This is a genomic window from Crocosphaera chwakensis CCY0110, from assembly GCF_000169335.1.
In the GTDB taxonomy this organism is placed as follows: Bacteria; Cyanobacteriota; Cyanobacteriia; order Cyanobacteriales; family Microcystaceae; genus Crocosphaera; species Crocosphaera chwakensis.
The window spans coordinates 1-14,313 of record NZ_AAXW01000014.1 but is presented as its reverse complement, the minus strand read 5'-3'; the positions used below and the strand labels follow the sequence as shown (position 1 = coordinate 14,313).

General features: G+C 38.8%; 13 protein-coding genes. 9 read left to right on the top strand and 4 right to left on the bottom strand.

Annotation, left to right across the window (positions count from 1 at the left end; all coding sequences use genetic code 11):
• Window positions 1–39 precede the first annotated feature (39 nt).
• On the bottom strand, window positions 40–2,241 hold the full coding sequence (gene dnaK / locus CY0110_RS10795) for a molecular chaperone DnaK (RefSeq protein ID WP_008275452.1): 2,202 nt from the start codon (window positions 2,239–2,241) through the stop codon (window positions 40–42).
• Between the two features lie 193 nt (window positions 2,242–2,434).
• Here dnaK and CY0110_RS10790 point away from each other — a divergent pair, with 193 nt between their 5' ends.
• Window positions 2,435–2,671: a class I SAM-dependent methyltransferase gene (locus tag CY0110_RS10790; protein WP_008275451.1), complete on the top strand. Its 237-nt coding sequence runs from the start codon at window positions 2,435–2,437 to the stop codon at window positions 2,669–2,671.
• Window positions 2,672–2,724: 53 nt separating this feature from the next.
• Here the strand turns inward: CY0110_RS10790 and CY0110_RS10785 are convergent, their stop codons facing one another.
• A complete protein-coding gene (locus tag CY0110_RS10785) occupies window positions 2,725–3,384 on the bottom strand; it encodes a phosphoribosyltransferase (protein ID WP_008275450.1) in 660 nt (219 codons plus the stop codon).
• A 160-nt stretch (window positions 3,385–3,544) separates the two neighbouring features.
• Between CY0110_RS10785 and CY0110_RS10780 the strand changes: the two genes are divergently transcribed.
• Window positions 3,545–4,462, top strand: a complete 918-nt coding sequence (locus tag CY0110_RS10780; RefSeq protein WP_035799170.1) for a DMT family transporter — start codon at window positions 3,545–3,547, stop codon at window positions 4,460–4,462.
• A 257-nt stretch (window positions 4,463–4,719) separates the two neighbouring features.
• Window positions 4,720–4,950: a hypothetical protein gene (locus CY0110_RS10775; RefSeq protein WP_008275448.1), complete on the top strand. Its 231-nt coding sequence runs from the start codon at window positions 4,720–4,722 to the stop codon at window positions 4,948–4,950.
• 94 nt (window positions 4,951–5,044) lie between these two features.
• Here CY0110_RS10775 and modA read toward each other — a convergent pair whose 3' ends face one another.
• On the bottom strand, window positions 5,045–5,827 hold the full coding sequence (gene modA / locus CY0110_RS10770; protein ID WP_008275447.1) for a molybdate ABC transporter substrate-binding protein: 783 nt from the start codon (window positions 5,825–5,827) through the stop codon (window positions 5,045–5,047).
• A 102-nt stretch (window positions 5,828–5,929) separates the two neighbouring features.
• On the opposite strand from modA, the gene CY0110_RS10765 reads away from it, so the two are divergent.
• The gene (locus CY0110_RS10765; RefSeq protein WP_008275446.1) at window positions 5,930–8,404 is read left to right on the top strand and encodes a plasma-membrane proton-efflux P-type ATPase; all 2,475 of its coding nucleotides are present in this window, start codon (window positions 5,930–5,932) and stop codon (window positions 8,402–8,404) included.
• Between the two features lie 91 nt (window positions 8,405–8,495).
• Here the strand turns inward: CY0110_RS10765 and CY0110_RS10760 are convergent, their stop codons facing one another.
• Complete coding sequence (locus CY0110_RS10760; RefSeq protein WP_008275445.1) at window positions 8,496–8,705, bottom strand: TOBE domain-containing protein; 210 nt, start codon at window positions 8,703–8,705, stop codon at window positions 8,496–8,498.
• A 348-nt stretch (window positions 8,706–9,053) separates the two neighbouring features.
• On the opposite strand from CY0110_RS10760, the gene CY0110_RS10755 reads away from it, so the two are divergent.
• From CY0110_RS10755 to CY0110_RS10735, 5 genes are all read left to right on the top strand, one after another.
• Window positions 9,054–10,337 carry a family 10 glycosylhydrolase gene (locus CY0110_RS10755; protein WP_008275444.1) on the top strand — a complete coding sequence of 428 codons (1,284 nt, stop codon included), beginning with the start codon at window positions 9,054–9,056 and terminating at the stop codon, window positions 10,335–10,337.
• Between the two features lie 350 nt (window positions 10,338–10,687).
• Window positions 10,688–11,845, top strand: coding sequence for a Re/Si-specific NAD(P)(+) transhydrogenase subunit alpha (locus CY0110_RS10750; protein WP_008275443.1), 1,158 nt, complete (start codon window positions 10,688–10,690; stop codon window positions 11,843–11,845).
• A gap of 14 nt (window positions 11,846–11,859) precedes the next feature.
• Window positions 11,860–12,147 (top strand): NAD(P) transhydrogenase subunit alpha, encoded by a 288-nt coding sequence (locus tag CY0110_RS10745; protein WP_008275442.1) that lies wholly within the window; start codon window positions 11,860–11,862, stop codon window positions 12,145–12,147.
• A 7-nt stretch (window positions 12,148–12,154) separates the two neighbouring features.
• The gene (locus tag CY0110_RS10740; RefSeq protein ID WP_008275441.1) at window positions 12,155–13,582 is read left to right on the top strand and encodes an NAD(P)(+) transhydrogenase (Re/Si-specific) subunit beta; all 1,428 of its coding nucleotides are present in this window, start codon (window positions 12,155–12,157) and stop codon (window positions 13,580–13,582) included.
• A 185-nt stretch (window positions 13,583–13,767) separates the two neighbouring features.
• Window positions 13,768–14,229 (top strand): DUF29 domain-containing protein, encoded by a 462-nt coding sequence (locus CY0110_RS10735; RefSeq protein ID WP_035799167.1) that lies wholly within the window; start codon window positions 13,768–13,770, stop codon window positions 14,227–14,229.
• Window positions 14,230–14,313: the final 84 nt, after the last annotated feature.

Here is a 14,313-nt window from a genome sequence, read left to right as displayed (position 1 = left end):
GAATCGGGTCAGAATTTTTATTTTAATGGTCTTAAGACTTTAGAACCAATCATCGTCCTCTTCATCCCATTGATTTTCTGCTGGAATACGACGGGAGCGATCGCGAGTATAGTAAGCATCAGACTCTCTGGGGGGATAAGGGCGCGGTTCAGAAGAGGGACGACGGGATCGGGGACTGGGACGCTCTTTTTCCCAGTCGTCATATTCGTCTTCATAGCGATCATAACGAGGAGGAGGAGAACCGTAAGTTTGACGCTCATCATAGCGAGGAGGAGGAGAACCATAGTCTCGGCGTTCTGGGTAACGAGGCGTACCATAATCATCCCCATAAGTTCCTCGACGGGTTGTATAGGGATAGTCATCGTCATCATCCCCTGTTAAGGTCTTACGAATGGACTCAAAAATGCCCTCGTCTTCTTCATCGTCGTACTGTAAGCGGACTTCTCGGTTCAATTCATATAAAACATCTTGTAAGTCGGCTTGCGCTCGATCTAAGCGTCTTTCGTCATCTTTATCCAAACTGTCGAGAATCTCTGCATTCAAGGATTCAATTTGACGACGATACCCACTGGTAAATTGAGTGCCAAAGTCTAGAGTCACGTCTTTTAAACGCCGTAATGCCTGATCTGTTAAGGCTTTAGCCTTGTTGCGTTTTTCGATCCGTTCTCTCCGTTGTCGATCTTCTTCAGCAAATTCGCTGGCTTCTTGGATCATGCGGTTAATTTCCCCTTCGCTGAGGGTTGAAGCCCCTTGAATGACCACACTTTGTTCTCTACCGGTAGTGCGATCGCGGGCCGTCACTTGTAAAATGCCGTTAGCATCAATATCAAAGGCGACTTGTACCTGCGGAATGCCCCTCGGTGCCGGCGGTATGCCAGTCAGTTTAAACCGTCCCAAGGATTTATTATCCTTAGCCATTTCCCTTTCTCCTTGGGTCACATGAATTTCTACCATCGTTTGATTGTTTTCTCCAGTAGAAAAGATGTCGGAACGACGCACGGGAATAGTAGTGTTACGAGGGATTAATTTTTTGGTGACACCGCCTATGGTTTCTAAGCCCAAGGATAGGGGGGTTACGTCTAATAATAAGATTTCTTTGACTTCCCCTGCTAAAATACCCGATTGAATGGCTGCCCCCACTGCTACCACTTCGTCAGGGTTGACGTTTTCGTTAGGTTCTTTGTCGATAAAACTCCGCACTAACGCTTTAATCATGGGCATTCGGGTTCCCCCACCCACTAACACCACTTCATCAATTTGTACGGGACTTAATCTGGCATCATTTAAAGCCCTTTTGATAGGACGAGTGAGACGACTCACTAAATCAGCACAGAGGTCTTCAAATTGCGGGCGTGTGAGACGGGTTTCTAAGTGCTTAGGCCCGTCTTCGGTGGCAGTAATGAAGGGGAGATTAATATCGGTAACACTGACCCCTGATAGCTCAATTTTCGCCTTTTCTGCTGCTTCTGTGAGTCGTTGTAGAGCTTGTCTATCTTGGCGTAGGTCTACTTTTTCTTGTTCTAAAAATTGTTCGGCTAACCAATCTACAATTCGTTTATCAAAGTCTCCTCCGCCGAGTTGGGTATCCCCACTGGTGGATTTTACTTCAAATACCCCGTCACCCACTTCTAAGACGGAGACATCAAAGGTTCCTCCCCCTAAATCAAAGACTAAGATTTTTTGGGATATTTGTTGATCTAATCCATAGGCTAAGGAGGCTGCAGTGGGTTCGTTAATAATGCGTAAAACTTCTAATCCTGCTATTCTACCTGCGTCTCTAGTAGCCTGGCGTTGAGAGTCATTAAAATAAGCAGGAACGGTGATCACTGCGCTGGTGACGGGTTCTCCTAGGTAGCGTTCTGCTTCTTCTGCTAATTTACGGAGAATTTTAGCCGAGATTTCTTCGGGGGCAAAGTCTCGTTTGAGGCGAGGACATTTAATTTTTATATTGCCGTATTCGTCCCGACGAATGGTGTAGGGAACTTGTTTTGATTCGGGGGTTAATTCTGCATACTTTCGTCCCATGAAACGTTTAACCCCATAATAGGTGTTTTGGGGGTTTAATACTGCTTGTCGTCTGGCCATTTGTCCAACGACTAATTCTCCATCCTTATTAAACCCAACCACAGAAGGGGTAGTACGCATTCCTTCTGAGTTGGCGATTACGACTGGCTTTCCGCCTTCCATTACGGCAACGACAGAATTAGTTGTCCCCAGATCAATGCCGACTACTTTGCCCATGTTTATTCTTTTCTCCAGCTACTCCATTTAATTGTGGTTGGTTCGTTCGAGAGTTTAGCTTGATTAAGTCTCGTTGACAATATTGTATCGAATTGTCGTCAGTTATCAGTTATCACTCATCGGGTATCATATCAGTGTTACTGGTGTCAAAACTGATTAAAATTATAAATCTTACTTAAATTAAAACAAAACAATGAAACAATGGTACGAAGAATTATTTGAAAATTATGCTATTAAATACGACCAAGAAGGGTTTACTCATGGAACAGTTAGTGAGTGTGATTTTATAGAACAAGAAATCAATTGTGACAAAAATATACGAATCTTAGATATTGGCTGTGGAACAGGAAGACATTCTATTGAATTAGCCAAAAGAGGCTATCAGGTAGTAGGTATTGATTTATCAGAATCCCTTTTAAATCGAGCTTGAGATGTTAGTGATTGCTAAAACTTAAGTTCAGATTTCAGTGAGATAATTTTAAATTAATTGGTTAATGAATATTCCTGAGCAAGAAATAACAAACTACAAACTTCTTCGTCAGTAGTTTGGGAAAAATCATCATACCAAATACTAATAGAATTCATACGTTCTGGCATGGTTAAACAGACTAATTCATCAATCTCCTGCCTTAATTCTTTACAAACTGAAGGAGGTGCGACGGGAACAGCAATAATAATCTTTTTTGCTTGCTGTTTTTTAATAATAGCGATCGCTGCTTTAATAGTTGAACCGGTGGCAATCCCATCATCAACTAAAATAACGGTCTGATTATAAATTTTGGGAAAGGGTTTATCTCCTCGATAAACTTGTTCTCGACGGTGTAATTCTTTTTGTTCTTTATAGGTGACTTCTTCTATAGTTTGGGGTGATATATGTGACCAATTAATAACATCTGTATTAAGAATTCTTACCCCTCCTAAAGCGATCGCACCCATAGCGAGTTCTGGACGGTTAAGAACTCCTAATTTTCTAACTACGCAGATATCTAGGGTCAGATTCAATTGTTTGGCAATTTCGTAAGCAACAGGAACCCCTCCTCTGGGTAAAGCTAAAACTACCGTATTATCTTGATTTTTATAGCTTTTTAATTTCTCTGCTAATTGTTGTCCTGCTTCTGTACGATTATGAAAGCGACTATTCATGGTCTTTTTCCCCTGGATTATATTTTACCCTAACTTTTTTTTGTAGCGTTTGACTAGGATTAAAACTTATTTATTGTATTCATTGTAACATTTTCAGATGGCTCAATCAGTCTGTATGTTACAAAATATAAAGTCTATTGATCATTCCTGTTTAAAATTCATGCGATCGCCTAAACTTTGGCAAGTTACTTTTATCTTAACTATTGGTATTTTATCTGTTTCTTCTACGGCAATTTTTATCCGTCTTGCTTTAGAAGCTTCAGGAAAATTGGGATTAGAATTTAGTCTTTTTTTAGCAGCGTCTCGTTTAATTATTGCTTCAATTGTTTTATTTCCTGCTTGGAAAACTGTAGTTAAAAATAAAGCTAATGTAAAAGCTTATTATTATGCCATTGGTGCTGGCTTTTCTTTAGCCTTTCATTTTGTTTGTTGGATTACTTCTTTATCATTTACTTCCATTGCTGCGTCCACTACTTTAGTCACTACTAATCCCATTTGGGTAGCTCTTTTATCTTGGTTCTGGTTCGGAGAAAAAATAAAAAAAATAACTATTTTGGGGATTTTTATTGCTTTACTAGGGGGAATTTTGATTGCTTTGGGGGGTAATGATCTTAATAACTCTTATAATCAACCAATGTTAGGTAATGTCTTAGCTTTGATGGGAGCTTTATTTGTTAGTTTCTATTTAATTTTTGGTAAGATTTCCCAACAAGAAGGGTTAAATATTAGCAGTTATAGTGTTATTGTTTATACAACGGCTGCTATACTTCTTTTTCCTTTACCTTTTGTTTTTGGTTCTGGTTATAGTAATTATCCTAATCCTGTTTATCTTTATGTGCTTTTAATGGCTATTTTTTCTCAATTAATTGGTCATACTAGCATTAATTGGTCGGTACGTTACGTATCTCCGACTTTGATCACTTTAGCGATTCTATTTGAACCCATTGGCTCTAGTTTTTTAGGGTTTCTTCTCTTTCAAGAAATACCCTCAATTTTAGTTTTAATAGGAGCCTTTATTATTTTAGTTGGCGTTATCATTGCTGTTGTTAGTTCTCAGGATAAGTGTAAATCTGTTTAGCATTACCGTATTTTATAATGATCAATAACTGGAATTTTGACGGTATCTTTTGTAAGCAGGATATTTTCTCTCTTTTTCAAGAATTTTGCCTTAAATATAAGTCGTAAAACTCTAAAATCAGTTAGAAACTGAAAATTATCTCTACCATAAATAATGCTTATTGTCAAATACTTGCAAAGATACTTTACACTTGTTAATATAGATTTACAGGTGGATACAATAGCCCCTGATGACTGACGCTTAAGGATTAATAAGCTATGACTAAGTACAACTACACTAAAAATACTGTGTCAAGAAATAAACAAGATGAAGGAATGAGTTTATTAGCTCTATTATTCTTTATGATGGGAGCAGTTAATGTCTATGGACATTTACAAGGTAGTGACAATCAAGTGACTACTACTAATAATAACGACATGACTGGTTTATTGAAAGTAGGTATTTTTACAATGTTTTTAGCGGGTGTTATTGAACTTTTTGTAATTTAATATCATCTTTAGCCTAAAACTTTTAACTTTAAGATCATGATGGGGGAGTAATACGCAGGCTTGACTATAAAAACTCAACCCCCCATAAAATACATCAATTCTTAGGTTTTGTAAACCCGTAATCTTCAAAAACTGTTTGTGCTTTCTCTTCTAATAAAAAGTTAACAAATTTCTTCGCTTCTTCAGAATTTTTGCTTTCTTTCACTACAGCAATCGGGTAAACAATAGGAGAATGCGAACCTTCAGGCGCAGTAGCGGTTATTGTTACTTTATCAGAAATTTTTGCATCAGTACCATACACAATACCAGCATCAACGTTTCCTGTTTCTACATAAAAAAGAACTTGACGCACATCTTTTCCATAGACTAATTTTGGTGTTAACTTGTCATAGGATTTTAACGAAGTCAACACTTCTTTTCCGTATTGTCCAGCCGGTACACTTTCAGGATCACCTAAAGCAATTTTATCTAATTTAGCATTAGGTAAAGTTTCAAAAGTAACTGATTCTGTACTATCTTTTGGTGTAATTAAAACAACGTTATTTTCTAGTAAATTTTTACGAGTTTCTGTCAGCAACAACTCTTTTTCTTGTAGTGCATTCATCTGTTTGGGTGCAGCAGAAATAAAGATATCTGTCGGCGCACCTTGTTCAATTTGCTGTTGTAAAGAACCCGACGAACCAAAATTATAAACAATTTCTACATCAGGATTTTCTTGTTGATAAATAGGTTGTACTGCTTTCATCGCATCTTGGACACTCGCAGCAACTGATACGGTTAACGTAACTTTAGGGGTATCTTGTTGACTAGAATTGGTACCAGTACAAGCTGTTACAAAAGTTGCTAATGTTAAGGCAAGAAATTGTTTTCTCTTCATAAATATTGATTACCACCTGGTTTAACTAGAGGTATGCTAAAAACAATTACGAACTTCAGTCTCTAAAATTAACAATTTTTTAATTTATTTGTCATTAAAACAATGAACAGTGGCACTGTAAAATCTGACAATTCATCCTTATCAGAGGTGATTAAACAGTTAGGAACCTCAGTCAATGGGTTAAGTCAACAAGAAGCCAAAAACCGTCTTAATCAGTACGGTTACAATGAATTAGAAGACAAAAAAGTTAACCCATTAATGATGCTGCTATCCTATTTTTGGGGACCGATGCCTTGGATGATTGAAGCAGCTATTATTCTTTGCGCTTTAGTAGGTGATTGGGTAGATTTTGGGATTATTTGCTTTCTTTTAATCGGTAATGCAGCCATCGGTTTTACCGAAGAAAAATCTGCCGGCGATGCAGTGGCTGCCCTCAAAGCCCAGTTAGCCCAACAAGCGATCGCCAAGCGGGATGAAGAGTGGAAAACGGTTCCTGCGCGAGAGTTAGTCCCTGGAGATGTTATCCGCATCAAAATTGGGGATGTGCTACCCGCCGATCTAAAATTATTTGAATGTGACTCCTTAACCATCGATCAAGCAGCCTTAACAGGGGAATCTTTGCCCGTTACCCGTAAAACTGGGGATCTGGTATATTCAGGTTCCATTCTTAAAAAAGGTCAAGCGGAAGCTGTCGTTACCCATACAGGGGTTAACACCTTTTTCGGTAAAACTGCCAAATTAGTGAGCGAAGCAGAGTCAACAGACCACTTACAGGAAGCGGTTCTCAAACTCTCAGACTATTTAATTATTATCAATATCATCCTCGTCGCTATTATCCTTTTAGTCAGGGTTCACGATGGGGATCACTTTATCCAAGTTCTTAAATACTGTCTTGTTTTAACCGTTGCTTCTATTCCCCTGGCCACTCCAACTGTATTAGCCGTAACTATGGCCATTGGGGCGCAACTATTAGCCAAAAAAAACGCCCTCGTTACTCGTTTAGCAGCCATTGATGAACTAGCCGGGGTCAATATGTTGTGTTCCGATAAAACTGGAACCCTAACCCTCAACCAACTTTCCTTAGGCGATCCCTGGACTTTGGGGAACATTGATTCTGAAGAAATGCTGTTATCCGCAGCCCTTGCGTCTCGGCGTGAAGATCATGACCCCATCGATATGACTATTATTAATAGCTTGAAACATCCCGATCAAGTGCAAAATTATCAAATTACTCACTTTATCCCGTTTGATCCGGTTCGTAAACGCACAGAAGCCGAAATTATTAGTCACGACGGCAAAACCTTTAAAACCAGTAAAGGCGCGCCTCAAGTCATTTTAGACCTTTGCCCTAATAAAGCAGCGATCGCCTCTCAAGTCAATGCCCAAATTGAGTCCTTAGCCCGACGGGGTTATCGCGCCTTGGGGGTTTCTCGAACCAATGAACAAGGAGAATGGCAATTTTTAGGAATTCTCTCATTATTTGATCCCCCTCGTCCTGATTCTCAGATTACCATCGAAAATGCCCGAAAACTGGGGGTTCCTTTGAAAATGATCACGGGAGATCAAGTCGCGATCGCCAAAGAAACCTGCCATCAATTAGGGTTAGGGCAAAATGTCATCGATGCGAAGATTTTTCGAGAAACGCCGGCTTCTCAAATGAGTCAGTTAGCCAGAGAAATTAAATATGCAGATGGGTTTGGTCAAGTATTTCCCGAAGATAAGTTTCACATTGTCGAAAGCTTACAGCAACAGGGGTATATTGTAGCCATGACGGGGGATGGGGTAAACGATGCCCCGGCCTTAAAACAGTCTAGCGCAGGGATTGCGGTTTCAGGGGCGACGGATGCAGCGAGGGCAGCTGCGGATATTGTTTTATTAACCCCTGGTTTATCGGTCATTATTGATGCGATTAAACTGAGTCGTCAAATTTTCCTGCGAATGAACAGTTATTGCGTTTATCGGGTGGTAGAAACGGTTCGTATTCTGTTTTTTGTCACCATCGCTATTTTAGTTTATGGGTCTTATCCAGTGACAGTGGTGATGTTGGTTCTTCTGGCTTTAATTAATGATGGTTCAATGGTAACGATTGCTTATGACAATACGAAAATTCCTGAACAACCCCAACGTTGGAATTTAACGTTTATTCTTACCTTTGCAACTTTCTTGGGTTTAGTAGGGGTCGTAGAAACGTTTCTACTCTATTACTACACCGAAATTTATCTCAAGTTGTCCCATGAAATGGTACAAACCCTAATTTATTTACATTTGGCTGTTGGGGGAATGATGACTATTTATGTAACACGGGTTCAAGGTCCGTTTTGGTCAGTCTCCCCGGCAAGAACCATGTTAATCGCAACAGGGTTATCAGTGGCTATTTCTACTATTTTAGGGTGGTTTGGCATTTTAATGACTCCCGTTGGCTTTTGGTGGACGTTTGCTAGTTGGGGTTATGCTTTTGTTTGGTTTTTAATTTTTGATTGGTTCAAACTGTGGTTATATCGTCTCTTAAATAAGAAAAAAGTGGTCATGTTAGGACAACGTTATCTTCGTATTTGGAGGCAGTTTAGTAATAATTAAATGGTGGAGAAGTAAGCGCAACTCTAAGGTTATGAGAAGGTTAAATTATTGACTTGTTTCTATCATCAAAATAGAATTTTTATCCATTATGCTATTCAACCCCTAACATAACATCACTGGCTTTGATAATAGCGTAAGCCTCTTTTCCTTCACTTAATGCTAAGGATTCAGCAGACTCTTTAGTAATCATGCCACTAATTTCTACCCCAGGAGCAACTTCTAAAGTTACAACGGCATTGACACTGCCTATTTCAACTTTTTTGACAGTTCCTTTAATGGTATTACGCGCACTACTTTTCATAGATTAACTCTCGAAATGAATTAAAAGTCTTGATAAGTATAACATAGTTTTTTAATAAGAGTATATCTCTAAATGGGTTCTTTTTTAGAACTGGTTTAATGCTTATAATACTCAGAATTATATTGCTCATTATTCATCAATTTTTATTGATGTAAGTTTTTAGAATATAAAAAAATGAACTAAAATAGTGGTTAAGTAGCAATACTATATTCAGAAGAAGACAGTTTTGTTAGATCGGCGAACTATTCTATTTTATAGGTAGTTTTTAAAAGTCTCTAATTTGCCCACTCTAACGTTTTAAAAGGTAGTGTATCCACAGTCTCTTTGGTAACTTTATTACTTTTGATTATGTCAAATAAGAATAATAAAAAATATCGGTTTTTCGATTTTGGTTGTTTAGTCGAACTTTTTATTGCTTCAATAATTTTTGGGGGAGGTTATTGGTGGTTCTTTATTAAAAATAACTATCCCTTACCAGATATAATTGCTAACAATCCCAAAATTATTCAACTATTAGAAAAATATCCAAATTTACCAATTGCTATTAAAACTCCCGAAGAAAATAATATAACATCGAGTCAAACATCTCCTAATCAACCTATCACAACTGAATTACCATCATCAAACTCATCACCAAAACCAATTAATGATTCTAATAAAACAGAACTTGAAACTAATACAAATAATGACAAGGCTACTGAAACAGTGAAACCCCAGATAACTAATGCTCCTGAAAAAGTTATAACACCTTGGGAGAAAAAGAAAATTAGAGGCATTTATTTAAGCCGTTATCAAGTCACAAATAATGCTAATGAATTAACCATTCGAGAACGAGTTAGATATTATAAAAATCAAGGATTTAATACTATTATTCATGGCGTTTGGGGGAATGGTTGCACCATGTATAATAGTGAAGTCATGCAGGAAACATTAGGTTATAATAGTTGTCCCAATGAATTTAATCCTCAATGGTTGACTTGGTTAATGGATGAAGCACATAAACAGGGCATGGAAGTTCACGCTTACTTTGAAAAAGGAATAAAAATTGATAAAAATAGTCCCATTTTTGATAAAGCAATTGAAAACAAATGGTTAGTTCCTGGAGTAGATAGAACCTATAGTAATATTGAACACTATGTATTAGATGTAGAAGTACCAGAAATTGCTAATTTTTTCACTAATATTGTCGTAGAATTTGTCAAAAAATATCCTAAAATTGATGCCATACAATGGGATGATTATTTAGGCTATCATGCAGAATTACCTGGAAAAGTTGATCGAACAGCTAAGTTAACTCAATTCACTCAAAAGATGATTTCAGAAGTCAAAAAAGCCAATAATTCAGTTAGTTTTGATATTAGTCATCATAATCCCTATTGGTCAAAAAGATACTTTGCTGCTGACTGGGAAAATTGGGCAGTAGATCGAGCATTTATTCAAGCTTATAACGAAGATAATTTTAAAGAAGAATTAAACTATGGTGCAAAATATGATGGTATTGCCATCACTGATCAACAATTACACCGTTTAAAAGAACTTGCTAATAATAAAAATATTGATAGCATCTTAGTATTTCCCCTTTCAGGGAAACCAGAAGAAACCGCTTCTCGTGTTAAAAGTAGTTTTAAGTGATAACTAATAATTAGTAACAGAATATACAGTTAAAAATTAATTAAGTTTTTAAACAGAACCAAAAACCTACATTACACTGAATAAAAAGTGGAATTAGTCCATCTTGAAAAGTATAGGATTAATAACGCTCTGAATAAAGGGTTATAAGCTTGTAAACAACTGCTTAACTAGACCGATGACTAAGCCAAACTCAACGCTTCATTTAGTTAAGTCCTTGTACTTAATCATTGTTAATCAAATGATGAAGCAAAAACAAAGAAGAGTTTAAGGTTTTCTCTGAATCCGTTAATAACCCCGAAAATATTAACAACAAACTTTTAACCCATAAACGAAAGCAAGGAAGGTTCAATATGTTAAAAATCGCAGTTCCAAAAGAAAGTGACTTAGGAGAATTGCGTGTTGCCCTCGTTCCTGATATTGTCGCCCGCTTTATAAAGCTAGGGTTTGAAGTGTTAGTGCAGTCCGGGGCCGGCCAAGGCGCTCATTTCACTGATAGTGAATACGAAGCAGCAGGGGCTACTATTATCAACTCAGCTAAAGAACTGTGGGAGTCTGCTGATATTCTACTCAAAGTTGCTCCCCCAGGAGAACAAGAAGGAGAAGAGGAAATGAACTGGTTAAAACCCGGTTCAACCTTAATTAGTTTTCTTAACCCCTTGGCAAACCCCGAACAAGTTCAAGCCTTAGCCCAACGGAAAATTAACGCCTTTAGCATGGAGATGATCCCCCGTACCAGTCGCGCCCAAAGTATGGATGCACTGTCATCTCAAGCCAATATTGCCGGGTACAAAGCAGCCTTGATCGCCTCGGCCTCGTTACCTCGTCTGTTCCCCATGATGACAACCGCAGCCGGAACCATACCTCCAGCCAAAGTGTTAGTCATTGGTGCCGGTGTAGCCGGGTTACAAGCGATCGCAACTGCTAGACGGTTAGGGGCAGTGGTAGAAGCCTTTGATGTACGCCCTGCGGTTAAAGAAGAAGTGCAGAGTGTGGGAGCGAAATTTATTGAAATTCCCATCGAAGAAGACACCGCCACCACCGGAGGTTACGCCAAAGAAGTCGGACAAAGCACACAAGAAAAGATTCGTCAAGTGCTAACCGAACACATTAAAAAATCCGATGTCGTGATCACCACTGCCCAAGTCCAAGGCAAACGCGCTCCTTTGATTGTTACCGAAGAAATGGTCGGTCAAATGAACGCTGGTGCTGTGATCGTTGACTTAGCTGCTGGCCAGGGCGGTAACTGTGCTTGTACCGAAGCAGGGAAAGACGTTTACTACAACGGTGTCACCATTATTGGACCCTTAAACTTGCCTGCTACTTTACCCGTAGATTCGAGTAAAGTGTATGCAAAAAACCTTTTAACCTTAGTGAAATACGTGGTTAAAGACGGTGCTATTGACTTCAACTTTGAAGACGACATTGTAGACGGAACCTGTGTCACCTACGAAGGAGAAGTCCGCAACGAACGGGTTAAAAATGCCCTCGCCACTTTAGTTCAAGCATAGAAATGGAGTAATTTATGACAACTGGATTATTAATCGGTTTAGTGGTATTCGTCTTAGCCTCCTTTGTGGGGTTTGAGGTGATCAACAAAGTGCCTCCCACCCTACACACTCCTCTAATGTCTGGGGCGAATGCCATTTCAGGTATTGCTGTGGTTGGCGCGTTACTCATTGCTGGCCCTAAAGAATGGAATATTACCGTCATTTTAGGATTAGTGGCCGTTGTCTTAGCAACGGTTAACGTGGTTGGTGGCTTTTTAGTGACTGACCGAATGTTGCAAATGTTCAAGAAGAAGGGAGCATAGTCTAAAGATGAACGATACCTTATGTACTGACGTTCTCTCTGGTTTAACTACTGGAATAGAACTGACCTACTTAGTCGCTGCAGCCCTCTTTATTGTTGGGTTAAAGCAGTTAGGATCACCCGCTACCGCTCGCCGAGGCAATATTATTGCTGCGGTAGGGATGTTTTTTGCTATTATTGCAACTTTAATTAATCAATCGGTGATCAACTACGAGATGATTCTTGTCGGGGTGATCATTGGATCTATCATCGGGGCGATCGCTGCTCAAAAAGTAGCCATGACTGCCATGCCCCAAATGGTAGGTATTTTCAACGGTTTAGGGGGTGCAGCCAGTGCCTTAGTAGCCGTTGGAGAATTTTGGCGGTTATTGGATACTGGAGATAAGGTTCCCTTTGATGCCACATTAGTGGCTATTTTAGGGGTGTTTATCGGTGGTGTTACCTTAACCGGTAGTTTACTGGCTTTTGCTAAGTTACAAGGGTTGGTGAGTGGTTCTCCTGTGACGTTTCCCCTACAACAACCGTTCAATATTCTTCTGTTCTTATCCTTTATCGCCGGCAGTGTTTACCTGTTCATCAACCCAGCTAATCCGGCATTATTTTTAGGGTTAGTGGGATTATCTTTGGTATTTGGGGTATTATTTGTCCTACCTATCGGTGGTGGTGATATGCCGGTGGTTATCTCCCTGTTAAACTCTTTCTCAGGGTTAGCAGCCAGTGCAGCCGGTTTCATTTTAATGAATAATATGCTCATCGTCGCTGGTGCGTTGGTGGGTGCTTCAGGTATTATCTTGACGGAAATCATGTGTAAAGCCATGAACCGTTCTTTACTGAGCGTTCTATTTGGTGCGTTTGGTAGTGCTGGTGGTACTGTTGCTGGTGGTTCCGGTGAAGCTACCGACAAAGTGGTTCATTCCATTGACAGTGAAGAAGGGGCGATGATGTTAGGATATGCTCGTTCTGTGGTGATTGTTCCAGGTTATGGTATGGCGGTAGCCCAAGCACAACATACTGTTAGAGAATTAGCCAACCAACTCGAAAAAATGGGCGTAGACGTTAAATATGCGATTCACCCTGTAGCGGGAAGAATGCCAGGCCACATGAACGTTTTACTCGCTGAAGCGAACGTTCCTTATACGCAGTTGCACGACATGGATGACATCAACCCTGAATTTGAACAGACTGATGTTGCTTTAGTTATTGGGGCGAATGATGTGGTTAACCCGGCTGCAAGGGCGGATAAAAATAGTCCTATCTATGGAATGCCCATATTAGAAGTCGACAAAGCTCATCATACCATTGTTATTAAACGGGGTATGAGTGCCGGGTTTGCTGGTGTGGATAACCAGTTATTCTACGATGATAAAACCATGATGCTCTTTGGTAGCGCACAAGATGTAATTGCTAAATTAGTGTCTGAAGTGAAACAACTGTAATTGTTTTAGCTTAGTTCAAGTTTAAAGTTATACCTCTCTGTTTTTATTAATGGGGGGGTATAATTATTTTTATGAGCAACCAACCTATTATCAGTTCTCAAAAGTTAGATAGAATTTTTGATGAAGGAGAAGAAGATATTCGAGAATATCTTGACTTTAGTAAAGCCCATCGTCCAGGTTTAGAAATGACAACTTTAAATGAAACTAATCTTAAAAATCTCTACGAAAGTGATGAACATTTATGGTTAGAAGAAACAATAAAATTGCTTAAAGAAAAGCGGTTAAATGACTTAGATATAGAACATTTGATTGAGGAGTTAGAAAGCTTGGGTAAACGAGACAAAAACCGAGTGAGTAGCTTTTTAGAACAAATTATTAGACATTTATTATTGTTGCAATACTGGGATGCAGAAAAAGACAGAAATAATAATCATTGGCGTGCCGAAATACAAAGTTTTCGCACTCAGTTAAGAAAATACTTAACCACTAATTTACAAAATTACTTAGTAGAAGAGTTAGACAATATTTATAATGATGCTTTAGATTATGTTCAAGAAAAAACTGGGTTTACAATTAACTTTCCTAAAAAATGTCCTTATAGATTCGAGGAATTATTAAATAAGAAATGGTTTCCTAGTAAAGATTAATTTTTTCTAACTTGTCCAAAACCTCTTTTTGTAAACTTGTAGACCATCGATATTTAAAGCTTTCATGTTGATATCTTTTGACCT

Coding starts and splice junctions, on each gene's coding strand:
- dnaK (WP_008275452.1), bottom strand. CDS start 2,241: ATGGGCAAAGTAGTCGGCATTGATCTGGGGACAACTAATTCTGTCGTT.
- CY0110_RS10790 (WP_008275451.1), top strand. CDS start 2,435: ATGAAACAATGGTACGAAGAATTATTTGAAAATTATGCTATTAAATAC.
- CY0110_RS10785 (WP_008275450.1), bottom strand. CDS start 3,384: ATGAATAGTCGCTTTCATAATCGTACAGAAGCAGGACAACAATTAGCA.
- CY0110_RS10780 (WP_035799170.1), top strand. CDS start 3,545: ATGCGATCGCCTAAACTTTGGCAAGTTACTTTTATCTTAACTATTGGT.
- CY0110_RS10775 (WP_008275448.1), top strand. CDS start 4,720: ATGACTAAGTACAACTACACTAAAAATACTGTGTCAAGAAATAAACAA.
- modA (WP_008275447.1), bottom strand. CDS start 5,827: ATGAAGAGAAAACAATTTCTTGCCTTAACATTAGCAACTTTTGTAACA.
- CY0110_RS10765 (WP_008275446.1), top strand. CDS start 5,930: ATGAACAGTGGCACTGTAAAATCTGACAATTCATCCTTATCAGAGGTG.
- CY0110_RS10760 (WP_008275445.1), bottom strand. CDS start 8,705: ATGAAAAGTAGTGCGCGTAATACCATTAAAGGAACTGTCAAAAAAGTT.
- CY0110_RS10755 (WP_008275444.1), top strand. CDS start 9,054: ATGTCAAATAAGAATAATAAAAAATATCGGTTTTTCGATTTTGGTTGT.
- CY0110_RS10750 (WP_008275443.1), top strand. CDS start 10,688: ATGTTAAAAATCGCAGTTCCAAAAGAAAGTGACTTAGGAGAATTGCGT.
- CY0110_RS10745 (WP_008275442.1), top strand. CDS start 11,860: ATGACAACTGGATTATTAATCGGTTTAGTGGTATTCGTCTTAGCCTCC.
- CY0110_RS10740 (WP_008275441.1), top strand. CDS start 12,155: ATGAACGATACCTTATGTACTGACGTTCTCTCTGGTTTAACTACTGGA.
- CY0110_RS10735 (WP_035799167.1), top strand. CDS start 13,768: ATGACAACTTTAAATGAAACTAATCTTAAAAATCTCTACGAAAGTGAT.